The sequence below is a fragment of the Arthrobacter citreus genome (assembly GCF_038405225.1).
Taxonomy (GTDB): Bacteria; Actinomycetota; Actinomycetes; order Actinomycetales; family Micrococcaceae; genus Arthrobacter_B; species Arthrobacter_B citreus_A.
Genome location: NZ_CP151657.1, coordinates 207356 through 228828 on the forward strand (window position 1 = coordinate 207356; position 21473 = coordinate 228828).

Below are 21473 nucleotides of genomic sequence, written 5' to 3' on the forward strand. Positions count from 1 at the left end.
TCCTAGGAGGAACCGGAAGCCGCAGTTTCCGCCGGCTCCGATGCAGCAAAAACCTGCGGATACAGCAGCGGCAGCTGCAGCACCAGCCAGGGGCTGAAGGCCCACGGCGTCAGGCGTACGGATTCGGCCAGCGCCAGCGGATCAACCCAGTTCCAGTCCATGACCTCGTCGGCGGCCGGAACCGGGTCCGCATCCGCGACCGCGGTGTAGACCGGGCAGATTTCATGTTCCACAATCCCGGAGGCGTCCACGGCCCGGTACCGGAAATCGGGCAGCTTCAGCGTCAGCTGTTCCGCCCGCAGCGAAAGGCCCAGTTCCCGCTCCGCCCGCCGCAGCACTGCGTCCGGGGTGGCTTCGCCGGGGCCGGGATGCCCGCAGAAGGAGTTGGTCCAAACACCGGGCCAGGTCAGCTTGCCCAGGGCGCGCCGCGTCACCAGCAGCTGCCCCGCCTGATTGAAGACGTGGGTGGAGAACGCCAAATGCAGCGGCGTGTCAACAGTATGTACCGTAGCTTTTTCGTGTGTTCCGACGGGCGTGCCGTCCGGATCCACGAGAACCACCAGTTCCGCGCGTTGCGCCATTTCTCCTCCGTATCTTCTCCGTGTTTACTTTACCTATGGAGACTGAACCCCTGCTCGAACCAGCAATCGGACAAGAGCAGGTGGAGAGTGTCCTGCACAGTTTTTTCGAGCGGGCGAAGCTGCGTGCCGCCAAGCTTAGCCCCAGCTACCTTAGCCTTTGGGAAACGCTGGAAACGTCAACCGCCGGCGGCAAGCGGGTCCGCCCCGGCATTTTGATGACCGCCTACCAGCATCTGGGCGGCACCAACATCACTGCGGCGGCGCGGGTCGGTGCCGCTTTCGAGCTGCTGCACACCGCCCTGATCATCCACGACGACGTCATTGACCTGGACTTTGTCCGCCGCGGCCATGACAACGTGTCCGGCACCTACCGCTCCCTGGCGGAGACCGCGGGCCAGACACCCGAAGCTGCGCGGCACCGCGGCATGTCCGCCGGCATCATCGCCGGCGACCTGGCCCTGACCGGCGCCTTCCGAATGCTCGATACCGTGGATACGGATCCCGACACCAGGTTGCGGCTGGCCGCGATTCTGGACGACGCAGTGTTTGCCTCCGCCGCCGGCGAGCTGATCGACGTCGACTTCTCGTCCTCGCCGGGCGCACCGCCGGTGCCGGAGATCCTCGACATGGAACGGCTGAAAACGGCTGTCTACTCCTTCGAGGCTCCGCTGCAGGCCGGGGCCGTGCTCGCGGGCGCCAGCGACGACGTCGTGGCCACCCTGGGAGACTTCGGCCGGGACACCGGAATCGCCTACCAGCTGGTGGACGACCTCCTGGGCGTGTTCGGCAAGGAAAGCGCCACCGGCAAATCAAACCTGAGTGACCTCCGCGAGGGCAAACGGACCGCGCTGATCTCGCACGCGGCGCAGGGGCCATACTGGGCCGAGCTGTCACACCTGATTGGCTGCCCCGACCTCACTCCGGAAGAGGCGGACCGGGCCCGGGAGCTCCTGATCACATGCGGTGCCCGCGATTACGCCCGGTCCCTCGCCGAGGAGCATGCCGCGCGGGCCCGCGCCCACCTCGACTGTCCGGCCGTCCCGCCATCGCTGCGTGCCGTGCTGGAGCGCATCGTGGCCGGCGCCGTGAACCGGGGCCGGTAGGGAATGGCCCGGGAAACAGGCCTGGAGCTGTACAACAAAGTGGCAGTGGAAACGGCGTCGGCAGTGATCCGTTCATACTCCACCTCCTTTGGGCTGGCATCGCGGCTGCTGCAGCCCCGGACCCGGCTCCAGATCGAAACCATTTACGCCCTGGTACGCCTGGCCGACGAAATTGTCGACGGCGTCGCTGCCGCCGCGGGTCTTCCGCCGGCCGACGTCGCACTGATGCTGGAGGAGCTGGAAGCTGACACCCGCCAGGCCCTGCGCACCGGCTACAGCGTGAATCTTGTGGTGCATGCCTTCGCCCTGACGGCGCGCACCACCGGCATTACCGAGGACCTGACCACGCCGTTCTTCCGCTCGATGCGCGCGGATCTGCTGCGCACCGAGCACACCGCTGCGTCCTTTGACGACTACGTTTACGGGTCCGCCGAGGTCATTGGCCTGATGTGCCTGCTGTGTTTCCTGGACGGCGTTGAGGTCAGCGAGGACCGGGCGAAGCGCCTCAGGGAAGGGGCCCAGCGGCTCGGTGCCGCTTTCCAGAAGGTGAACTTCCTGCGGGACCTGGCCGACGACTTTGACGCCCTGGGCCGCAGCTACTTCCCCGGGGTGAGCGTGGGTTCGTTCTCGGAGCCGGACAAGCACCGGCTCCTTGATGACATCGACGCCGACCTGCTGGTCTCCGGGGCCTCCATCGCCGAGCTTCCGCCCGCAGCCAGGCCCGCCGTGGCACTGGCCCAGGAGCTGTTCGCCGAGCTGTCCCGCCGCCTGCGGGCCACCCCGGCGCAGCAGCTGCGCAGCACCCGCATCCGGGTGCCCAACCCGGTCAAGCTGCGCATCGCCGCGCAGATCCTCGCCGCCCACCGCCTCCGCCGGACGGCGCCGGGCAGCTTCTACGCCGGAAGGCAGCCATGACCCGCAGGACCGCGACGCCATCACCCCGCACCGCCGTTGTCATCGGAGGCGGAATTACCGGGCTGGCCACCGCGGCCCTGCTCGCCCGGGAAGGCCTGGACGTCACGGTCCTGGAGAAGCAGTCCGTGGCGGGCGGCCGGACCGGGACCTGGCAAAGCGCCGGTTTCAGCTTTGACACCGGACCGTCCTGGTATCTGATGCCGGAGGTCTTTGACCATTTCTTCCGGCTGCTGGGCACCTCAGCCGAGGAACAGCTGGAGCTGGTGCGGCTGGACCCGGGCTACCGGGTCCTCTTCGAGGGTTCCACGGAGCCGGTGGACATTGCCGCCACGCGCGACGAGAACGTGAAGTTGTTCGAGTCCCTTGAGTCCGGTGCCGGGGCGCGCCTGGAAAAGTACCTGGACTCCGCCGTCGACGTCTATGACATGGCCAAGAAGCGCTTCCTGTATTCCACCTTCGCTTCCTTCCTGCCCCTGCTGCGCCCCGATGTGCTGCGGCGCGGGCCGCGGCTGGCCCAGCTGCTGCTGCAGCCGCTGAACTCCTTCGTGGCGCAGAAGTTCACTGATCCGCGGATCCGGCAGATCCTGGGTTATCCGGCAGTGTTCCTGGGCTCATCGCCCTTCAACACCCCCAGCATGTACCACCTGATGAGCCGGCTGGACCTGGCCGACGGCGTGCTGTACCCGATGGGCGGCTTCACGCGGCTGATCAGCGTTATCTCCGAGCTGGCCCGGGCCGAGGGCGTCACGATCCACACCGATGCCGCCGTCACCAGGATCCGAACCACCGAGCCGGAGACCGGACGGGTTTCCGGCCGGCTGCCCGGGCGGCTCGCCAAGCGGCTGCCCGGGCGCCGGGCGCGGGCCACCGGCGTCGAGTACACGGACGCTGGCGGAACGGTGCACAGCCTGGACGCCGACCTGGTGGTTTCCGCCGCGGATCTGCACCACACCGAAACCACGCTGCTGCCGCGTGAACTGCAGACGTATCCGGAAAGCTACTGGAAGCACCGCATCCCCGGTCCCGGCGGGCTGCTGCTGCATCTGGGCGTCCGGGGCGAACTGCCGTCCCTGGCGCACCACACGCTGCTCTTCACCTCGGACTGGAAAGAGAACTTCAGCAAGATCTTCGGACGGGAAACCTCGGTCCCGGACCCGGCGTCACTCTACGTCTGCCGGCCCAGTGCGACGGACCCCGGCGCTGCCCCCGAGGGATACGAAAACCTCTTTGTCCTGGTGCCGGTGCCGTCTGAGCCGTCACTGGGCTCCGGCGGAATGGACGGAGCCGGAGATCCGCGGATCGAGGCAATGGCCGACGCCGTCATCGCGCAAATCTCCGTGTGGGCCGGCATTCCGGACCTGGCCGAGCGCATCACCGTGCGGAAGACCGTGGGACCGCAGGACTTTGTGCAGGACCTGAACTCCTGGCGCGGCACCCTGCTCGGCCCGGCACACGTCCTGAAACAGAGCGCCTTCTTCCGCGGCAGCAACGCCAGCCGCAGGGTGGACGGGCTGCTGTACGCCGGCGGTTCCACCCTGCCGGGCATCGGGCTGCCGATGTGCCTGATCAGCGCCGAGCTGGTGCTGAAGCGGCTCCGCGGAGACACCAGCACCGAAGAGCTGCCGGTGCCGGCCGCGGCCCCGGCAACAGACCCGGGTTCCGGGAGCCGGGCCTGATGGGCGCTGTGTACCTGCTGCTGCTGCTGGCCTCGATCGGGTGCATGGGACTGCTGGATCACCGGTTCAAGCTGTTCTTTTTCGCCGATGCCCGGCGCGCGTCGCTGGTGCTGGCCATTGGCCTGGTGTTTTTCCTGCTCTGGGACCTGGGCGGCATCGGCCTGGACATCTTTTACCGCGGCGAAACCCCCATCATGCTCGGTATTGTCCTGGCTCCGCATCTGCCCGTTGAGGAAGTCTTCTTCCTGGCCTTCCTCTGTTATCTGACCATGGTGCTGTTTGGCCTGGTGTCGCTGGTGCTCCGCCGCTCCGCGCAGCGGCGCACCGGCCGGCGGCACTCCCGGCGGCAGGAGGTGCAGCCGTGACGTACTGGGCCCTGAATGCCGTATTCCTGGTGCCCGCGGCCGTCGTGCTGGTCCTCGCCATGGTGCGGCGGGGCCGGCGCACCGATCAGGGCCGCCGGGAACAGGTCCCGGAGCCCGCGGTTTCCGGCAGGAAAGGCCTGGCGGCCGCGCTGGGGATCACCGCCGTCGTCCTGCTGGTCCTCACCGCCGTCTTCGACAACGTGATGATCAGCGCCGGACTGTTTTGGTACAACCCGGAACGGATCTCCGGTGCCTTCATCGGCAGTGCGCCGCTGGAGGATTTCGCCTACGCCCTGGCCGCCGTTCTGCTGCTTCCTGCGCTCTGGATGCTGCTGGAAAAAAGGGACAAAACCGCCGCAGGACCGAAATCCGCTAAAGCCGAGTCCCCGGCGGCACCGTCCCCGGCAGCACAACACGAGGAGAAGCAGTGAGCACATCAACCCGGACCCCGGGCTCGACGCTGCGGATGCTGCTGGTTTCGTCCCGGCCGCTGTCCTGGGTCAACACCGCCTATCCGTTTGCCGCGGCCTACCTGATCACCACCGGCGGCATCGATCTGGCCTGGGTGCTGGGCACGCTGTACTTCCTGATCCCGTACAACCTTGCGATGTACGGCATCAATGACGTGTTCGACTACGAATCGGACCTGCACAACCCCCGCAAGGGCGGCGTGGAGGGCGCGGTCCTGGACCGCGGCTTCCACCGGATCACGCTCTGGGCGGCGCTGGCCACGAACGTGCCCTTCCTCATCGCGCTTCTCCTGCTGGGCAACCCCCTGTCCTGGCTGGTGTTGGCGGTCAGCGTTTTTGCCGTGATCGCCTACAGCGCGCCGGGGCTCCGGTTCAAGGAACGTCCGTTCCTGGATTCGATCACCTCCAGCACGCACTTTGTTTCCCCGGCCGTGTACGGACTGGTCCTGGCCGGCGCCGTCTTCACCCCCGGCTTGTGGGCGGTGCTCGGCGCGTTCTTCCTCTGGGGTGTGGCCAGCCAGGCCTTCGGCGCCGTGCAGGACGTGGTGCCGGACCGTGAAGGCGGGATATCCTCCATTGCCACCGTCCTGGGAGCTAAGGCCGTGGTGCGGTTCGCCGCCGCCGCATACCTCACCGGTGGGCTGCTGATGCTGATGACGCTGTGGCCGGCGGTGCTGGGCGGACTGCTGGCCGTGCCGTACATCCTGAACCTGCTGCCGTTCTGGGGAATTACCGATGCGGACTCGGAGCAGGCCAACGCCGGCTGGAAGCGGTTCCTGAAGCTGAACTTCCTCACGGGTTTCCTGGTGACCATGCTGATCATCTGGTACTGGCCCAACCGGTAGAACAACACCGGAAAGCAACCGGGCACAGAAAAGCGGCCGGCCCCCGAAGGGACCGGCCGCTCTCGTGTTCCGGCGGTTATGCCGGGAGGTTCAGGACTAACCGAAGTTACTCGGCTACGCCCACGAACTCAGCCTTTTCGATCGGCGTGGTGTCGCCGGCCGCCAGGTTCAGGCGCAGCTTCTCACCCAGGGTCGCGTCAACGTTGGTCCAGTACTGGATCGCGGCTTCGCGGATGTGCGGGCGCTGCACGCCTGAGACGGCGCCGGTGATCGTTTCGAGGAAACGCTCCTTGGCGGCGTCGTCGAACACCTCGCGGTACAGCGTTCCGGCCTGGCCGAAGTCGCTGTCCTCGGAGTGCAGGGTAGCGGCGGCGCGGACCAGCGAGCCGTCGCTCTCCCAGGAACCCTCGCCGGCACGTGCGGCGTCGGCTACGGGTCCGCCCAGGGTGTTGGGCGCGTAGACCGGGGTCTCGGGGGAGTTGAAGAAGTGACGCTGCGCGCCGTCCTGCGAGTAGTTGTTCACCGGAGCCTTCGGAGCGTTCACCGGCAGCTGGTTGTAGTTGGCGCCGATGCGGTACCGCTGTGCATCAGGGTAGGAGAAGATGCGGGCCATCAGCATCTTGTCCGGGCTGGCGTCAATGCCGGGGACCAGGTTCGCGGGGGACAGGGCAACCTGTTCGATCTGCGCGAAGAAGTTCTCCGGGTTCCGGTTCAGGGTGTGGGTACCCACCTTGATCAGCGGGTAGTCCGCGTGCGGCCAGACCTTGGTCAGGTCGAACGGGTTGAAGCGGTACGTCTTGGCATCTTCGTACGGCATGACCTGCACGTGCAGGTCCCAGGACGGGAAGTTGCCTTCGGCGATGGCCTCGTACAGGTCGCGGCGGTAGTAGTCGGCGTCGGCGCCGGCAATCTTCTCGGCCTCGGCACCGTTGATCTCGTGGTTGCCCTGGTTGGAAGTGAAGTGGTACTTCACCCAGAAGCGCTCACCGGCGGCGTTGATCCACTGGTAGGTGTGCGAGCCGAAGCCGGGCATTTCGCGCCACGACGTCGGGATGCCGCGGTCACCCATCAGGTATGTGACCTGGTGTGCGGACTCGGGGGAGTTGGTCCAGAAGTCCCACTGCATGTCGGCGTCGCGCAGGCCGGAGCCCGGGAGGCGCTTCTGCGAGTGGATGAAGTCGGGGAACTTGATGCCGTCGCGGATGAAGAACACCGGGGTGTTGTTGCCGACGATGTCGTAGTTGCCCTCGGAGGAGTAGAAACGCATCGCGAAACCGCGGACGTCGCGCCAGGTGTCGGGGGAGCCCTGCTCGCCGGCAACCGAGGAGAAGCGCTGGACGGTTTCCGTCACGGTGCCCGGCTGGAAGACAGCGGCACGAGTGTACTGGGAAACGTCTTCCGTTACGACGAATTCACCGAATGCGCCGCCGCCCTTGGCGTGCACAATGCGCTCCGGGATGCGCTCGCGGTTGAACTGGGCCAGCTTCTCAACCAGGTAGCGGTCGTGAAGGGCGATGGCACCGTTGGCGCCGGCGCTCAGCGACTGATCGTCGCTGCCAACCGGCGTACCGGTCTGAGTGGTGGTGAAATTCGACATACTCTCTCTTTCAATAAGGGGTGGTGCGGTAAAGTCAGGAAACTTTTGCTGCGCAGTCGGCGCAGATCCCGCGGTACAGCACATCCGCAATTTGGATGGTCATGCCGTGGGTGTTTTCCGGCGTCAGGCATGGTGCATGCCCCACGGCGCAGTCAACGTCTTCGATCCGTCCACAGCCGGTGCAGATCGCGTGGTGATGGTTATCGTCCACGCGGGTCTCATACCGGGCCGGGGAATGGGGCGGTTCGATCTTGCGCAGCAGCCCGATTTCGGTCAGGTCCGCCAGGACCACGTAGACCGATTGCAGGCTGATGCCGGGAAGTTCCCCGCGCACTGCGGCGGCGACGTCGTCGGCCACAGCGTGCGGCAGGTGCTCGACGGCGGTGAGGACCGCCAGCCGCTGCTTTGTGACCCGACGGCCGTGGGCATGCAGCGCTCCGGTCCACCTTTCGGTGGCCTCGGTGGTGGCTGCTGTCGATGTCATGCACCCAGCTAATCACTAATTATGAATAATTCATAATAAGACCGAGGTGGCACACTGGTTGCTGACGGACAACAAGCTCACGGGAGTTCCATTGCAAAGTATTAAGGGCCAGGGGAGCCATCAGCGCGTTCGGATTCGGGAGTACGACGTCGACATCCGCACCTATGGTTCCGGCGCCGCCCAGGTGGTGCTGGTGCACGGCATCGGCGCGTCCGGGCGCTACTACTCCCGCCTGGTGGAGGAACTGGCGACAACGTCCACCGTGCACACCGTGGAAATGCCGGGGTTTGGGTCTACCCCAACGCCGGACAGCGGCCTGGACATGGCCGACTTCGCAGCCGTCACCTGTGATGCCCTGCGTGCCGCCGGCATCGGTTCCGCCCAATGGGTGGGCCACTCCATGGGCTGCCAGGTGGTGACGGAAATGGCGCTGTACGCCCCGGATCTGGTCACGTCAGTGGTGTTGATGGGGCCCACCATCAACCGCGGGGAGCGCCATGCCGTGCTGCAGGGCCTGCGGCTGGCGCAGGACTGCCTGCGGGAGCCTCCGGCGGTCAACTGGATTGTGTTCACTGACTATCTGCGTGCCGGGCCGCTGTGGTACCTGCGCACTCTGCCCAAGATGGTGCGGCACCGGCTTGAGGAACGCATTGGAAAGGTCCAGGCGCCGGTGACCCTGGTCCGTGGAGCAAGGGATCCCATTGTTCCCTCCGGCTGGCTGCAGGAACTGGCAGCCGCGCGGCCCGGAGCGGTTCTGGTGGAACTTCCCCGCCAGCCTCACGTCTGCATGTTCACTGAACCGGCACAGACCGCTGCGCTGCTGCGGGCAGCGGCGTCGTCCCGAAAGTGAGGCCGGCTGGTGAAGCCGCCGGGGAGGGCGGCATGAGGTTCCGGCGCCTGCGCCGCCGGTTGTCCTATGCCCGCGCCTGGGCCGCCGACTATGCCTACGTGGGCTACTGGCAGGTGCACGGCTTCCTGTTCCGCAGGGACCCATCGGCTTACCTGGCGCCGGCCGGTTCAGCGAACGGTGATTCCGCCGGCGATCCCGGGCAGGACCCCGCCAGCGAAGAGGCCACTCAGCCCCGCCCGGTCATCCTGGTGCCCGGCGTGTACGAAAACTGGCAGTTCCTGCGGCCGCTCGCCGAGGCACTTTCCGCCAAGGGGCATCCGGTGCACACCGTGGCGCCGCTGGGCTACAACCGCGGCCGGATTGACCGCATGGCCCTGCTGGTCCAGCAGTATCTGGTGGAACAGGATCTCAGCGGCGCCGTGGTGGTGGCCCACAGCAAGGGCGGGCTGATTGGCAAGCAGCTGATGCTGCTGCCCGAAGGCGGCCGGCGGGTGGACCGGATGGTGGCCGTCAACACGCCCTTCTCCGGATCCGTTTACGCCAATTTTTTTGTGCTGCCGTCCATCCGCGCCTTTTCGCCCCGCAACAAGTTCCTGCGCCGGCTGCAGGAAAGCAGCGGCGTTAATGCCCGCATCACCTCGGTGTACAGCCGCTTTGATCCGCACATTCCCGGCGGCAGCTATCTGCCCGGCGCCCGCAACATCCAGCTGGAGACGATGGGGCATTTCCGGCCCATCGGTGACCGGCGGCTGCTGGCGGTGCTGGAACAGGAGCTGGAGAGGGATTCCCCTGATGCTTCGGAATCCCGGGGCCGGCTGGAATCCTAGGATGCCCCGCGGGCCAGCGCCTGCTGCACGGCGGATTCGGCCCCGCCGGTCCAGGGCTCCCCGTGGCCGGTCAGCAGCAGCGGAGCGTTGGTCTGTGCCAGCAGGTTCAGGGACGCCAGTGCCTCCGGACTGTTGGCCGTGGCTGCGCCGGACACGATCTGCGGTCCCTTGGAGCCGGTGTAGGGATTGAGCGTCACCAGCGAGTCTCCGCAGATCACCACGTCCCGCTCCGGATAGTGCAGGGCAACATGACCCGCAGTGTGTCCCGGCGTATGGATAATCCGGGGCCTGCCGGGAAGAGCACTGCCGGAATCCCCGTCCAGGCTGTGCACGTCAGTCACGCCCCGGACATTCAGCGCTCCGGCCAGCGTCATTGCCCCCAGATAGGGAACGGACTTCGGATAACGGAGCGGATACAGGAACCGGTTGTTTTCGTGCTCGTACCGGTAGGGATGGGCGGCAATATACCGGTCGCCGTCATGCACCAGGATCGGAGTGCGGAACTCCCGCCGGATCCGCGCTGCCGTGCCCACGTGGTCGAAGTGGGCGTGGGTGAGCACCAGAGCCGTAACGGAGCCGGGGCCGTAGCCCAGATCCCGGACGGCCCGGGAAAGCTGCGGCCACATGCCGGGCAGCCCGGCATCAATGATGGCTAGCCCGTTGTCATCCTCCACCAGATAGGTGTTGACGTAGGCGTGCTCAATACGGTGGATCCCGTCTGCGATGTCCCTGGTAAACATGGGGCCTCCTCGGTCACTGGGGCAGTTCCGGTTCCATCCTAAGCATGCTGTCCATCCCCCCGTGCGGCCCGGCGTGGCTGCCCGCGGGCGCCCGTGGACGCGGCAGCACGGGCAGCGGCTTAGACTTCTGGGATGCCCAGACTCCTCGCCGACCTCACTCCACTGCGCGAGAGTCCGGACTTCCGCAGGCTGTGGACCGGAACCGCGCTGTCCGCCGTCGGAACCCAGCTGACCCTGGTGGCCGTCAGCCTCGAGGTGTACTCGCTGACTTCCTCCAGCTTTTACGTGGGGCTGCTCGGGCTGGTGGGCCTGTTGCCGCTGGTGGTGGCCGGCCTCTATGGCGGATCCATTGTGGATGCCTATGACCGGCGCAAGGTAGCCCTCTTCTCCTCGGTGCTGCTGTGGGTCTCCACCATCGGCATCGCGGCGCAGGCCTGGGCCGGAGTGGGCAACATTTGGCTCCTGTACGTCCTGGTGGCCGTCAACGCCGGTGCCAGCGGCCTGAATCATCCGGCCCGCAGTGCGATCATCCCGCGCCTGGTCCGGCCGGAGCTGCTGCCGGCCGCCAACGCGCTGAGCATGATCACCTTTGGCCTGGCCATGACCATTGGGCCGCTGCTGGCAGGTGTCCTAGTGGCGCAGGTGGGCTACGGCTGGACGTACACCATCGACGTCGTAACCTTCACTGCGGCCATGTGGGCGGTGTACCGGCTGCCGCCGATGCCGCCCGAGGGTGAGGTGCAGAAGGCCGGCCTGAAATCCGTCCTGGAAGGATTCCGCTTCCTGGCCACCCGCCCCAACATCCGGATGACTTTCCTGGTGGACCTCGCGGCCATGGTGATGGCGCAGCCCCGGGCGCTGCTGCCCGCAGTCGGAGCCCTGCTGCTGGGCGGAGGCGCTGCCACGGTGGGTGTGCTGCTGGCGGCCACCGCCGTCGGGGCCTTCCTCGCCGGTCTCTTCTCCGGTCCGCTGGGCGCCGTCCGCCGGCAGGGGCTCGCCGTGCTGTGGTCGGTGGTCGCCTGGGGGTTGTCAGTGTCCGCCTTTGGCGTGGTGGTGGTGATGGCCGGGCACAACGACGGCGATGACCCCAGCGCCTGGCTGATCCCCGCAGCCATAACCATGGGCTGCGCCGGGATTGCCGACTCCGTCAGCGGGGTCTTCCGCTCCACCATCCTGCAGTCCGCAACGCCGGATGCCATGCGCGGCCGGCTGCAGGGCGTGTTTGTCGTCGTGGTTGCCGGCGGACCGCGCCTGGGTGATCTTGTGGCCGGGGTGGACGCGTCCTTTGTGGGCGAAGGCTGGGCCGCGGTGATCGGCGGGCTGCTCTGCGTTGTCCTGGTGGGAGTCCTGGCCCGCCGGCAGCCGCAGTTTGCCCGGTACGACGCCCGCCACCCGGAGCCCTAGCCGCGCGGCAGCCGTGTCCAGGGCACCGCGGACACCGCTTTCAGCCCGGAACGGTGCGGAACAAGCCGGACCGGCGGAGCGTTGAAACCGGTGGATAGACTGACGTTTCGCGGATCCGGTCATCTCCGGGGACACCGCTGTGGGACCCGGTGCAGATCCGCTCAGGAAGGAACCTCACGTGCATCAACACTTCAACGGTTTGAAGACCGCCGCGCTGTTCGGGGTGCTCTTCGCCGTGCTGCTGGGCATCGGCGCCCTGCTCTCCAGTGGAACCGGAAGCCCCACCTTCATTTGGGTGTTTCTGTTCATCGGGCTGGCCACCACCGCCTACAGCTACTGGAACAGCGACAAGCTGGCCATCCGCGCCATGCGCGCCGTTCCGGTGACCGAGCAGCAGGCCCCGGAAATGTACCGGATTGTCCGGGAGCTGTCGGCACGCGCCAACCAGCCCATGCCCAGGCTTTACATTTCACCGACCATGGCGCCCAATGCCTTCGCCACGGGCCGGAACCCGCAGCATGCCGCCGTGTGCTGCACCCAGGGAATCCTGGCCCTGCTGAACGAGCGTGAACTCCGCGGCGTCCTGGGCCACGAACTCATGCATGTTTATAACCGCGACATCCTCACGTCATCGGTTGCGGCCGCCGTTGCCGGCGTCATTACCTCGCTGGGCCAGTTCCTGCTGTTCTTTGGTGGCGGTGACCGCCGTAACGCCAACCCGCTGGCCACGATCGCGATGGCCATCCTGGCTCCCTTCGCCGCATCGCTGATCCAGATGGCCATTGGCCGCACCCGGGAGTATGACGCCGACGAAGACGGCGCCAAGCTCACTGACGATCCGCTGGCGCTCGCCTCCGCGCTGCGCAAGCTCGAAACCGGGACCCAGCGCGCTCCGCTGCCGGACACTGACCAGAAGCTGGCCAACGCCGCGCACCTGATGATCGCCAACCCGTTCCGGAACGGCGTCCGCGGCCTGCTGGCCACCCATCCGCCCATGGCCGACCGGATCCGGCGGCTGGAAAACATGGCCGGCCGTCCGCTGGGGTCCTGACCCTGAGCTCGGTCGCGGGCAGAGACGCCGGGTAGGGTCGGTTGCATGCGTTTGATATTGATCCGGCACGGACAGACTCCGTCCAATGTTGACCACTTCCTCGACACCGCGGTGCCCGGTCCGGGGCTGACCGAGCTGGGGCTCGAGCAGGCCGCTGCCCTTCCCGAAGCCCTGGCCGGAGAACCGATCGACGCCGTATACGCCTCCAACCTGGTGCGCACCCAGCTCACGGCCGCCCCGCTGGCGGCAGCCCTGGGCCTGCCGGTGGAAGTGCGTGCCGGCCTGCGTGAAGTTTCCGCGGGCAGCTTGGAAATGCGCAACGACCGCGAGGCCATCACCGGTTACCTCAAGACCGTGTACAGCTGGGTGAAGGGCGATCTGGACGTGCACATGCCCGGGGGCCCCGACGGCCACGAGACCTTTGACCGGTTTGACGCCGTTATCGCCGAGCTGCGGGCGGCCGGGCTGTCCACGCCCGTGGTCGTCAGCCACGGCGCCATGATCCGCGCCTGGTGCTCGTCCCGGGCAGCAAACGTGGAACCTGACTTCATTGTGGACAACGCGCTGAGCAACACCGGGGTGGCGGTCATGGAATCGCCCGGCGGCGGCGGCGCTGCCGGCCCGTGGAAGCTGCTGACCTGGATGGGCGAGGCCGTGGGCGGACGCGAACTGCGAGATTACGGCGAGGACGGTCCCGCCGCCGAGGATGTAAAGCTCTAGGCGAGGACAAGATGTTCCCAAGCGCCCGGGAGCCTACTGGGGATTTGCCCGCTGGTAGCTGGTGCAGGACTCGAAGAACTCGCGGAGCTTGACCGAATCCCCCTGCTTGGCCGGCTGAATTACCGAAGCCACAACAGCTTCGGGGGACTGATGGTGGGCGATGATGGCGGGCAGGGTCGGGTATTTCTCCAGCTCGCTCAGCGTGATCTCCTGCCGCTGCCGGTCGCCGGTGTCCTCGGCGTCGATGAACTCGCCCATCCATGCGCACATCCAATACTCGGCCACTGCCACGTCATACACCCCCTCCTCGATCACGGCGTCGCGGGGGAGGGAATCGGTCCGGAAGTCTTCATCGGACCAGACAACACCGTCCGGCAGTGCTTCCGGAAACCGGTCCCGGGCCGCCAGGACCTCCGCCGGTATCTCTGCCACCCCGAAGAACGTTGAGGTGTTTTCCGGCGGCACGGGTGCAGGCACGCCCGCGGGTGCGGATCCCTGGATGTAGGCGAAGTTCTCCAGCCCGGCATCCGGTTCAGCCTGCTCCTGTCCGGCAGACGGTGAACCGCAGCCTGCCGTAACGGCCACTCCGGCAAGGAGCAGCGCGGCGGCAACACGGCTGTGAACTTTCATGGTTCCCCCAAGTCCCGGCGCTGGCCCGGTGGCTGCCCCTAGCGGAAGTGTACCCATGGACACTTTGCAAGCAACCGCAGACACAACGACGGCGGCGCCACACCCCACCCAGGGGAGCGGCGCCGCCGTCGTACGTTCGTTGATTCACCGGCTGCCGGACGGCAGCTGAACGGGGAAGGCCTAGCGGAAGTTGATGAACTGCAGGTCTACGTCCACGTCGGCACCTTTGAGCAGGGCCATGGTGGCCTGCAGGTCGTCACGGGACTTGGACGTCACGCGCAGTTCGTCGCCCTGGATCCGGGAGTTCACGCCCTTGGGCCCCTCGTCACGGATGATCTTATTGATTTTCTTTGCCTGGTCCTGGGCGATGCCTTCCTTCATGGAGGCTTCGATCCGGTACTCCTTGCCGGAGGCAAACGGCTCGCCGGCGTCCAGGGACTTCAGCGAAATGCCGCGCCTGACCAGCTTGGACTGCAGGACGTCCAGGACGGCCATGACGCGCTCCTCGGAGTTGGCCTTCATGAGGATTTTCTCGCCGCTGAAATCCACCTCGGCGTTGACTCCCTTGAAGTCATAACGCTGGGACAGCTCCTTCTGCGCCTGGTTCAGGGCATTGGCAACTTCCTGTTTATCGATCTTGCTCACAACATCAAATGATGACTCGCTGGCCATGTGTGCTCCTTGCCGTAGTTTTTCTCCTGCGTCCAGCCTAGTAGCTCCGGGCATCCGTGGCAGCCCTCACAGGTTGCACACAGGCTACGCCGGGAGTTGTCCCATCTTTCGCGGCAACAGTATTGGGGTGACCACGACAGGAAAGAACCCGGAAGACCCCCGCCCGAGACGCACCTCCATGAACAGGCTGCGCACCGCGGCCGCGGGGTCCGTCCTCGCCGCAGTATCGATTACGGGGGTAGGCGCCGCCGCAGCCGCTCCTGCATCCGCCGCGGAGCTGCGGTCCTTCCTGGCGCCCCTGGAGCGTCCCGGCGGTGCCGCCGGCGCGGCCGTCAGTGACACGGACAGCGATGCGGACCGCCGGACCTCGGCTGAAGGGAGGCTGCTGGGCATCCGCCAGGACCTCGCGAACGCCGTCGCCTGGGGGTCGGTGACGCAGCAGCAGGCGGACCGGTTCTATGCGCAGATGCAGTCCCGGATTGCGCGCGGACTGTAGCCCTGAACCTCCCCGGCCGGGCCCGGAGCACCGGCTTCGGCCGCCGATTCGTATCTTGGGCAAAAGTTCTGTAAAGTTGTTTAGGCCGCAGTCGCTTGCGGCGGTCTTCTTCACTGAAGATGTTCGGCAGATTACCCGAGCGGCCAAAGGGGGCTGACTGTAAATCAGCTGGCAACGCCTTCACTGGTTCGAATCCAGTATCTGCCACCGAACGGGAGAAACCCGCTCCACCAGGAAACTGGTGCGGGCGGGTTTTTTCTTGCCCGGATAAGTCCGGCTGCGTCCGCCGCCCTGCCTGGATAAACCGACGCACTGCTCCCGCCGGCGCGGACCTGCACCTTCACCGCTGAGCGAACATATAGAGACATCTCCACCGGCGGCGGATAGCGTTGGAGGATGGCAACTATTGACATCACCGAGGCAACGTTCCCCGAGACCATTGAGGAAAACGACATTGTGTTCGTGGACTTCTGGGCGGACTGGTGCGGCCCGTGCAAGCAGTTCGCGCCGGTGTACGACGCCGTTTCCCAGCAGCACGAGGACATCACTTTCGCGAAGGTGGACACGGAAGCGGAGCAGGGACTGGCAGCCGCTGCCGGAATCACCTCCATTCCCACCCTGATGGCTTTCCGTGAAAAGGTCCTGGTCTTCTCCCAGCCCGGTGCGCTCAACGCATCCCAGTTCAGCGAACTGGTGGAAGCGGTTAAGGGACTGGACATGAAGGGCGTTCACGAGCAGATCGCCGCCCAGGAAAACGGACAGGCCGCCGGTTCCGACGGACAGGCCAGCTAGGACTTCGCACTTCCGCCTGACTCAAGGCCTGCCTCCACGCGCAGCCTTGTCCCCGATCGATCGAACGGCCGCGCAGATCCCGCAAGGGGCCTGCGCGGCCGTTCTTTTATGTCTCCGGCTACCCTGTTCGAGACCCGGCCTCCGGCGGTAGTGTCGGAGGAACCTTGAGCGGAGCCGGGGCACGCCGGCCACGCCGGCAGGCATCGGCCGCCCGCGGGGCTCACTGTCAAAGACGATAAGAGCGAGGCGAAAACCATGAGCGGAAACCGCGGAGTTGCGTATATCGAACCGGGTGTCGTGGAAGTGCAGGACATCGACTATCCCACCTTTGAACTCCGGGACGGCCCCGGAGTTAATCCGGCCAACGTGGGCCGGAAGGTGCCTCACGGCGCCATCCTGAAAGTGGTCACCTCCAATATCTGCGGGTCGGACCAGCACATGGTCCGGGGCCGCACCACGGCGCCGCCCAACCTGATCCTCGGGCACGAGATCACCGGCGAAATCGTGGAGACAGGTCCGGACGTGGAATTCCACTCCGTCGGAGACCTGGTGTCGGTGCCCTTCAATATTTCCTGCGGGCGCTGCCGAAACTGTAAGGAACGGAAAACCGGCATTTGCCTGAATGTTAATCCGGACCGGCCAGGCAGCGCCTACGGCTATGTGGATATGGGCGGCTGGGTGGGAGGCCAGTCGGAGTACGTCCTGGTGCCGTACGCGGATTGGAACCTGCTGCGGTTCCCGGACAAGGACCAGGCGATGGAAAAGATCCTGGACCTGACCATGCTCTCGGACATCTTCCCCACCGGTTACCACGGAGCCATCACGGCCGGCACCCGGGTGGGCTCCACCGTGTACATTGCGGGTGCGGGCCCGGTGGGCCTGGCTGCGGCCGCCAGCGCACAGCTGCTGGGTGCCGCCGTCGTCATTGTCGGGGACCTCAACGAGGAACGCCTGGCCCAGGCGCGCAGCTTCGGCTGCGAGACGGTGGACGTGTCCAAGGGCGACCCCAAGGACCAGATTGAGCAGCTGCTCGGAGTGCCCGAGGTGGACTGCGCGGTGGACGCCGTCGGCTTTGAAGCCCGCGGCCACGGCCACGGCGCGGCGACCGAGGCGCCAGCCACAGTGCTGAATTCCCTCATGGAGCTCACCGCGGCGGGCGGTGCCCTGGGCATCCCGGGCCTGTACGTCACCGGTGATCCGGGCGGCGTCGATGAGGCGGCCAAGGTGGGCTCGCTGTCCCTGAATCTCGGGGCGGGGTGGGCGAAGTCGCTGTCCTTCACCACCGGTCAGTGCCCGGTGATGAAGTACAACCGGGACCTGATGATGGCGATCCTGCACGACAAGGTGCAGATTGCCAAGGCCGTGAACGCGACCACCATCAGCCTGGACCAGGCGCCGGAATCATACCGGGAGTTCGACGCCGGGGTGGCCAAGAAGTACGTCATCGATCCGCACGGGATGGTGCGCTCCTAGCGGCGCCCGCACCGCACCCAGCTGTAAACGGCCCCGCGAAAGGGGGCCGGCCAAAGGGCCGAAACCACACGGTTGCGGCCCTTTGGCCGTGCTGGGAGGGGAGTTGCCTTCCGCTGCCGGAGAGCGCGGAAGTAGAGTCGGTTCACCGGGAATTCCCGCCGTTTCTTCGGCCCCGGATGCCCTCCACACACTCACCGATGCAGCGTTGGAAACGGGGATGTCATGTCCGCTCGCATGCTTGCTGATCACCACACGTTTTCTCTTCCGCCCCTCGCCGGGGGAGTCCGGCCATGAACGGGGCGGATACCGCCTGGGTCCTGATCTGTGCAGGCCTGGTGCTGTTTATGACCCCGGGCTTGGCGCTCTTCTACGGGGGCATGGTCCCCGTCCGGAATGTCCTGACCATGATGATGCAGAACATCATTCCGCTCGGCATCATCACCCTCACCTGGGTCCTGGTCGGGTACACCCTGGCCTTTAGCAACCAGGGAAATTCCCTGGTGGGGGAGTTCGACGCCTTTGCCCTGATCGACGTCGACACCCCGCAGTTCCACACGGTGGCGGCTGGGGTGACCATTCCGGCGCTCGCTTTTGTGGCATATCAGATGATGTTCGCCATCATCACTCCGGCCCTGCTGACGGGGGCAACAGCCGGCCGGCTGAAATTTGCCGGCTGGACCGTGTTCCTCGCAGCATGGTCCATCCTGGTTTACCCCCAGGTGGCACGCTGGCTGTGGCATCCGAAGGGGTGGCTGACCCAGCTGGGCGCGCAGGACTGGGCCGGTGGAATGGTGGTGCACGCCTCAGCGGGCGCAGCGGCCATCGCGGTCCTCCTGGTGGTGGGTCGCCGCTACGGCTGGCCAAACCCGAAAACTTCGCCCAACAATCTGCCCGTGATGCTGGTAGGCGCCGGCATCCTGTGGTTCGGATGGTTCGGGTTCAATGCCGGAGACGGACTGCAGGCGAATGACATTGCCGCCCAGGCACTGATCAACACGCACGTGGCCGGCGGTGCGGCAATGCTGACCTGGCTGTTGGTGGAACGCCTCAGCAGCGGACACTCCACGCTGGTTGGCGCGGTATCCGGTGCCATCGCCGGACTGGCCACCATCACACCCTGCGCCGGTTACGTCGGCACCGGCGCGGCCCTGCTGATCGGACTAATTGCCGGATGCGTGTGCTGCTTCGCGGTGCGGCTCAAGCATGTCCTGAAGTACGACGACGCCCTGGATGTTATCGCCGTCCATTTCTGCGGCGGTGTGCTCGGTTCGCTGCTTCTGGGGTTTTTCGCGGACAGCTCCGTCAACGCGGTCAGCGAGGACGGAGTCTTCACCGGCGGCGGGGGACTGCTCCTCTGGCACCAGGTGGTGGCCCTGGTCTGCATAGTGCTGTTCTCCTTCATCCTCAGCTGGATCATTGCGGTGGTGATCAGCCGCACCATGGGGCTGCGGGAACCCGGCCCGGAGCAGGAGGACCTGGACCACATCCAGCAGGGAGCCTCAGGGTACGCACTCAACGGGATCATTTCGCGGCCGACCGCCAGCGGACGGGCCGCTGAGGACGGGCTCTACACCGACCGCAGCACCGACAGCCGCATCGGCCCGCCAGCCTACCTGCTCAGCGCCGCAGTGAACACAGGCCGCATTGACGGCCTGCGGGATGCGCTGCTGATGGCCGGTGCCCGGTCCCTGGAGCTGTCCGACGCCGCGGTCTACACCGGCAGAATCCGGACCGAGAACTTCCGCGGCGGAAAGCGGAACATGGATTTTGATGACCAGCTTCGGGTGCTCGCCGCCGTCGACGCCGAACACGAGGAAGCCGTGACCGCTGTCCTCAAGCGGTTCGGGGCGCAGCCGGAATCCATCTACCGGCTTCCGGTCTCCCCGTCCTGACCCAGGAACCAGTTCCGCGCCGGGTTGCCCACCCCCGGGGCCGTTCGGTCAACCCCGGGCTGGGCAACCCATTCCACACCGTTGGCGAGAACCCGCTGGATCTGCGGTTGATGGTACACGGGGTACTCCTGGTCCCCGGGACTGAAGTAGAAAATCCGGCCCTTCCCCCGGGAGAACGTCACCCCGGACCGGAAGACCTCGCCGCCGGCAAAGGAACTAATGAAGATCAGGTCATCAGGCTCGGGGATATCAAAGAGTTCGCCGTACATTTCCTGCCGGGGAATAAGGATGGGACTCTCCACCCCGGCCGCGATGGGGTGGGACGGCTTCACCGTCCACACGAGCTCGCGCTCGCCCTCATTGCGCCACTGCAGTGAACAGCTGGTGCCCAGGAGCCTGGTGAAGATCTTCGAAAAATGCCCGGAATGAAGCACAACCAGCCCCATGCCACCCAGGACATGCCGGTGGACCCGGTCAACAACGGCGTCGCTGACCTCCGCGTGGGCCCAGTGCCCCCACCACAGCAGAACATCGGTTTCGGCCAGCCGGTCCTCGCTGAGCCCGTGTTCCTCATCAGCCAGGGTTGCGGTGCCAATCTCTGACGTCGGGAAAAACCCGGCCAGGCCGGCCTTAATCGCCCCGTGAATTCCCTGCGGATACATTTCCGCCATGGTGGGCGGATCATTGAGATCTTCGTGCACGCCCTCGTTCCAGACGAGAATTCGCAGCTTGTCCTCAAACGGCATTTACATCATCACCTCGCGGTATAGCGCTGCCGACTCGTAGCAGGCGTCAATGACCCTGGCCCGGGTCAGGGCGAGCGAACCATCGTGCTGTCCCCATACCGCCTCCCCGGCCCGGATGGTCTGGATAAAACTGTCCACAACGGCCTGATGAGCCAGCCCCGGCTGCGCCACCGGCGCATAATCGGCGTTCACGCCGCCTTTGTCCGTGAAAACACGCAAATCCGCCACGGGAGTGTTTGAGGCTCCGACGGCGCGCAGCTCGGCACCGCCGTCGGTCCCGTAAACGGTGAAGTCCAGCAGGTCCTCGGTCTCCCGGTAACTGGCCCAGCCCGCCTCCAGGAGCAGTGTTCCGCCGCCCTCCAACCGGATGAAGGCCGACGCGAAGTCCTCGACGTCGAAGGCGAGGTTGGTGTCCAATGCGGTGTAGCGCTCGTTTCCGCCGCGGCCCCGCGGCCCCAACTCGGAGTACATCGAGGCTGAAACCGAGAGGACTTTGGGTTCCCCCAGCAGGTGCAGGGCGTAGTCCAGGACATGCACCCCAATGTCCGCCAGCGGACCGCCGCCTGCCATGTCCTTGCTGGTGAACCAGCTGCCCAGCATGGGGATCCCCGCCCGGCGCAGCCAGGACGCTTTGGCGTAATACGGCCGGCCCAGTTCCCCCGCATCGATGATCTGCTTCAGCGCCTGGATGTCCCCGCGCCTGCGGTGGTTGAAGGCAACGTCCAGGACGCGTCCGGCCCGGCGGGCAGCGTCGACCATCTGCTGCCCTTCGCCGCCGTTGCGGGCAATGGGTTTTTCGCTGAGGACATGGAGTCCGCGGTTGAGGACGGCGACGGCGATCGGAGCGTGGAGGAACGTGGGAACCGCAACGCTGACGGCGTCCAGATCCTTCAGCTCCAGCAGCTCCTCCCAGCCGGCAAACGCATCCCGGATGCCGTACCGGCCCTGCAGCTCGGCAAGGAGGTCAGCTTCCATGCCGGCAACGGCCACCACTTCCACACCGTCCACCCGCTGGTAGGCCTCGATGTGTTGCCGGCCCGCCCAGCCAATCCCGACAACTCCAACTTTGAGGTCCTGCCGGTCAGCATGCTGCTCGTTCAAGTGGAGGATTCCTTTGCTGTTGGCCGTTGGCGATGCCGAAACA

At 66.1% G+C, this 21473-nt stretch carries 23 protein-coding genes and 1 tRNA gene; 16 read left to right on the forward strand and 8 right to left on the reverse strand.

All coding sequences use genetic code 11. The features are described from left to right. Window positions 1–2: 2 nt before the first annotated feature. Window positions 3–581: an isopentenyl-diphosphate Delta-isomerase gene (idi, locus tag AAE021_RS00980; protein ID WP_342023843.1), complete on the reverse strand. Its 579-nt coding sequence runs from the start codon at window positions 579–581 to the stop codon at window positions 3–5. A 35-nt stretch (window positions 582–616) separates the two neighbouring features. Here idi and AAE021_RS00985 point away from each other — a divergent pair, with 35 nt between their 5' ends. Genes AAE021_RS00985 through AAE021_RS01010 form a run of 6 tightly spaced genes read left to right on the forward strand, consistent with a single transcriptional unit; the run spans window position 617 to window position 5955 of the window. Then, the gene (locus AAE021_RS00985) at window positions 617–1684 is read left to right on the forward strand and encodes a polyprenyl synthetase family protein (protein WP_342023844.1); all 1068 of its coding nucleotides are present in this window, start codon (window positions 617–619) and stop codon (window positions 1682–1684) included. Window positions 1685–1687: 3 nt separating this feature from the next. After that, window positions 1688–2599, forward strand: a complete 912-nt coding sequence (locus AAE021_RS00990) for a phytoene/squalene synthase family protein (protein ID WP_342023845.1) — start codon at window positions 1688–1690, stop codon at window positions 2597–2599. Next, entirely contained in the window at window positions 2596–4275 is a 1680-nt protein-coding gene (crtI, locus tag AAE021_RS00995) for a phytoene desaturase family protein (RefSeq protein WP_342023846.1), read from the forward strand. The genes AAE021_RS00990 and crtI overlap by 4 nt, the downstream gene beginning before the upstream one ends. Further along, on the forward strand, window positions 4275–4640 hold the full coding sequence (locus AAE021_RS01000) for a lycopene cyclase domain-containing protein (protein WP_342023847.1): 366 nt from the start codon (window positions 4275–4277) through the stop codon (window positions 4638–4640). The genes crtI and AAE021_RS01000 overlap by 1 nt, the downstream gene beginning before the upstream one ends. Next, window positions 4637–5071 (forward strand): lycopene cyclase domain-containing protein, encoded by a 435-nt coding sequence (locus AAE021_RS01005; protein ID WP_342023848.1) that lies wholly within the window; start codon window positions 4637–4639, stop codon window positions 5069–5071. The genes AAE021_RS01000 and AAE021_RS01005 overlap by 4 nt, the downstream gene beginning before the upstream one ends. Then, a complete protein-coding gene (locus tag AAE021_RS01010; RefSeq protein WP_425362429.1) occupies window positions 5068–5955 on the forward strand; it encodes a prenyltransferase in 888 nt (295 codons plus the stop codon). The genes AAE021_RS01005 and AAE021_RS01010 overlap by 4 nt, the downstream gene beginning before the upstream one ends. A 106-nt stretch (window positions 5956–6061) precedes the next feature. Here AAE021_RS01010 and AAE021_RS01015 read toward each other — a convergent pair whose 3' ends face one another. After that, the gene (locus AAE021_RS01015; RefSeq protein ID WP_342023849.1) at window positions 6062–7552 is read right to left on the reverse strand and encodes a catalase; all 1491 of its coding nucleotides are present in this window, start codon (window positions 7550–7552) and stop codon (window positions 6062–6064) included. 34 nt (window positions 7553–7586) lie between these two features. Next, window positions 7587–8036: a Fur family transcriptional regulator gene (locus AAE021_RS01020; protein ID WP_342023850.1), complete on the reverse strand. Its 450-nt coding sequence runs from the start codon at window positions 8034–8036 to the stop codon at window positions 7587–7589. Window positions 8037–8082: 46 nt separating this feature from the next. On the opposite strand from AAE021_RS01020, the gene AAE021_RS01025 reads away from it, so the two are divergent. After that, window positions 8083–8886 (forward strand): alpha/beta hydrolase, encoded by an 804-nt coding sequence (locus AAE021_RS01025; protein WP_342023851.1) that lies wholly within the window; start codon window positions 8083–8085, stop codon window positions 8884–8886. 32 nt (window positions 8887–8918) lie between these two features. Beyond that, entirely contained in the window at window positions 8919–9713 is a 795-nt protein-coding gene (locus AAE021_RS01030) for an alpha/beta hydrolase (RefSeq protein ID WP_342023852.1), read from the forward strand. Here AAE021_RS01030 and AAE021_RS01035 read toward each other — a convergent pair. Beyond that, entirely contained in the window at window positions 9710–10453 is a 744-nt protein-coding gene (locus AAE021_RS01035; RefSeq protein ID WP_342023853.1) for an MBL fold metallo-hydrolase, read from the reverse strand. The genes AAE021_RS01030 and AAE021_RS01035 overlap by 4 nt on opposite strands. 132 nt (window positions 10454–10585) lie before the next feature. Between AAE021_RS01035 and AAE021_RS01040 the strand changes: the two genes are divergently transcribed. The 3 genes from AAE021_RS01040 to AAE021_RS01050 all read left to right on the forward strand — a co-directional run bounded on the left by AAE021_RS01040 (window position 10586) and on the right by AAE021_RS01050 (window position 13628). Then, entirely contained in the window at window positions 10586–11857 is a 1272-nt protein-coding gene (locus tag AAE021_RS01040; protein WP_342023854.1) for an MFS transporter, read from the forward strand. A gap of 178 nt (window positions 11858–12035) precedes the next feature. After that, a complete protein-coding gene (gene htpX / locus AAE021_RS01045; RefSeq protein WP_342023855.1) occupies window positions 12036–12908 on the forward strand; it encodes a zinc metalloprotease HtpX in 873 nt (290 codons plus the stop codon). A 45-nt stretch (window positions 12909–12953) separates the two neighbouring features. Beyond that, a complete protein-coding gene (locus AAE021_RS01050) occupies window positions 12954–13628 on the forward strand; it encodes a histidine phosphatase family protein (protein ID WP_342023856.1) in 675 nt (224 codons plus the stop codon). Window positions 13629–13661: 33 nt separating this feature from the next. Here AAE021_RS01050 and AAE021_RS01055 read toward each other — a convergent pair whose 3' ends face one another. Together AAE021_RS01055 and AAE021_RS01060 are read right to left on the reverse strand one after the other, a co-directional pair. Further along, a complete protein-coding gene (locus tag AAE021_RS01055) occupies window positions 13662–14258 on the reverse strand; it encodes a hypothetical protein (protein ID WP_342023857.1) in 597 nt (198 codons plus the stop codon). A 180-nt stretch (window positions 14259–14438) separates the two neighbouring features. Next, on the reverse strand, window positions 14439–14930 hold the full coding sequence (locus AAE021_RS01060) for a YajQ family cyclic di-GMP-binding protein (protein WP_342023858.1): 492 nt from the start codon (window positions 14928–14930) through the stop codon (window positions 14439–14441). A gap of 127 nt (window positions 14931–15057) precedes the next feature. Between AAE021_RS01060 and AAE021_RS01065 the strand changes: the two genes are divergently transcribed. The 5 genes from AAE021_RS01065 to AAE021_RS01085 all read left to right on the forward strand — a co-directional run bounded on the left by AAE021_RS01065 (window position 15058) and on the right by AAE021_RS01085 (window position 19583). Beyond that, a complete protein-coding gene (locus AAE021_RS01065; RefSeq protein WP_342023859.1) occupies window positions 15058–15426 on the forward strand; it encodes a hypothetical protein in 369 nt (122 codons plus the stop codon). A 125-nt stretch (window positions 15427–15551) separates the two neighbouring features. Beyond that, window positions 15552–15633 (forward strand) — tRNA-Tyr (locus AAE021_RS01070). Between the two features lie 189 nt (window positions 15634–15822). Further along, window positions 15823–16218: a thioredoxin gene (gene trxA, locus AAE021_RS01075; protein ID WP_342023860.1), complete on the forward strand. Its 396-nt coding sequence runs from the start codon at window positions 15823–15825 to the stop codon at window positions 16216–16218. Window positions 16219–16473: 255 nt separating this feature from the next. Then, window positions 16474–17691, forward strand: coding sequence for a formaldehyde dehydrogenase, glutathione-independent (fdhA, locus tag AAE021_RS01080; RefSeq protein WP_342023861.1), 1218 nt, complete (start codon window positions 16474–16476; stop codon window positions 17689–17691). 290 nt (window positions 17692–17981) lie between these two features. Beyond that, a complete protein-coding gene (locus AAE021_RS01085; RefSeq protein WP_342023862.1) occupies window positions 17982–19583 on the forward strand; it encodes an ammonium transporter in 1602 nt (533 codons plus the stop codon). Here the strand turns inward: AAE021_RS01085 and AAE021_RS01090 are convergent. Together AAE021_RS01090 and AAE021_RS01095 are read right to left on the reverse strand one after the other, a co-directional pair. After that, entirely contained in the window at window positions 19556–20329 is a 774-nt protein-coding gene (locus tag AAE021_RS01090) for a ThuA domain-containing protein (protein ID WP_342023863.1), read from the reverse strand. The genes AAE021_RS01085 and AAE021_RS01090 overlap by 28 nt on opposite strands. Beyond that, entirely contained in the window at window positions 20330–21430 is a 1101-nt protein-coding gene (locus AAE021_RS01095; protein ID WP_342023864.1) for a Gfo/Idh/MocA family oxidoreductase, read from the reverse strand. Window positions 21431–21473: the final 43 nt, after the last annotated feature.

Coding starts and splice junctions, on each gene's coding strand:
- idi (WP_342023843.1), bottom strand. CDS start 581: ATGGCGCAACGCGCGGAACTGGTGGTTCTCGTGGATCCGGACGGCACG.
- AAE021_RS00985 (WP_342023844.1), top strand. CDS start 617: ATGGAGACTGAACCCCTGCTCGAACCAGCAATCGGACAAGAGCAGGTG.
- AAE021_RS00990 (WP_342023845.1), top strand. CDS start 1,688: ATGGCCCGGGAAACAGGCCTGGAGCTGTACAACAAAGTGGCAGTGGAA.
- crtI (WP_342023846.1), top strand. CDS start 2,596: ATGACCCGCAGGACCGCGACGCCATCACCCCGCACCGCCGTTGTCATC.
- AAE021_RS01000 (WP_342023847.1), top strand. CDS start 4,275: ATGGGCGCTGTGTACCTGCTGCTGCTGCTGGCCTCGATCGGGTGCATG.
- AAE021_RS01015 (WP_342023849.1), bottom strand. CDS start 7,552: ATGTCGAATTTCACCACCACTCAGACCGGTACGCCGGTTGGCAGCGAC.
- AAE021_RS01020 (WP_342023850.1), bottom strand. CDS start 8,036: ATGACATCGACAGCAGCCACCACCGAGGCCACCGAAAGGTGGACCGGA.
- AAE021_RS01030 (WP_342023852.1), top strand. CDS start 8,919: ATGAGGTTCCGGCGCCTGCGCCGCCGGTTGTCCTATGCCCGCGCCTGG.
- AAE021_RS01035 (WP_342023853.1), bottom strand. CDS start 10,453: ATGTTTACCAGGGACATCGCAGACGGGATCCACCGTATTGAGCACGCC.
- AAE021_RS01040 (WP_342023854.1), top strand. CDS start 10,586: ATGCCCAGACTCCTCGCCGACCTCACTCCACTGCGCGAGAGTCCGGAC.
- AAE021_RS01050 (WP_342023856.1), top strand. CDS start 12,954: ATGCGTTTGATATTGATCCGGCACGGACAGACTCCGTCCAATGTTGAC.
- AAE021_RS01055 (WP_342023857.1), bottom strand. CDS start 14,258: ATGAAAGTTCACAGCCGTGTTGCCGCCGCGCTGCTCCTTGCCGGAGTG.
- AAE021_RS01060 (WP_342023858.1), bottom strand. CDS start 14,930: ATGGCCAGCGAGTCATCATTTGATGTTGTGAGCAAGATCGATAAACAG.
- trxA (WP_342023860.1), top strand. CDS start 15,823: ATGGCAACTATTGACATCACCGAGGCAACGTTCCCCGAGACCATTGAG.
- fdhA (WP_342023861.1), top strand. CDS start 16,474: ATGAGCGGAAACCGCGGAGTTGCGTATATCGAACCGGGTGTCGTGGAA.
- AAE021_RS01085 (WP_342023862.1), top strand. CDS start 17,982: ATGAACGGGGCGGATACCGCCTGGGTCCTGATCTGTGCAGGCCTGGTG.
- AAE021_RS01090 (WP_342023863.1), bottom strand. CDS start 20,329: ATGCCGTTTGAGGACAAGCTGCGAATTCTCGTCTGGAACGAGGGCGTG.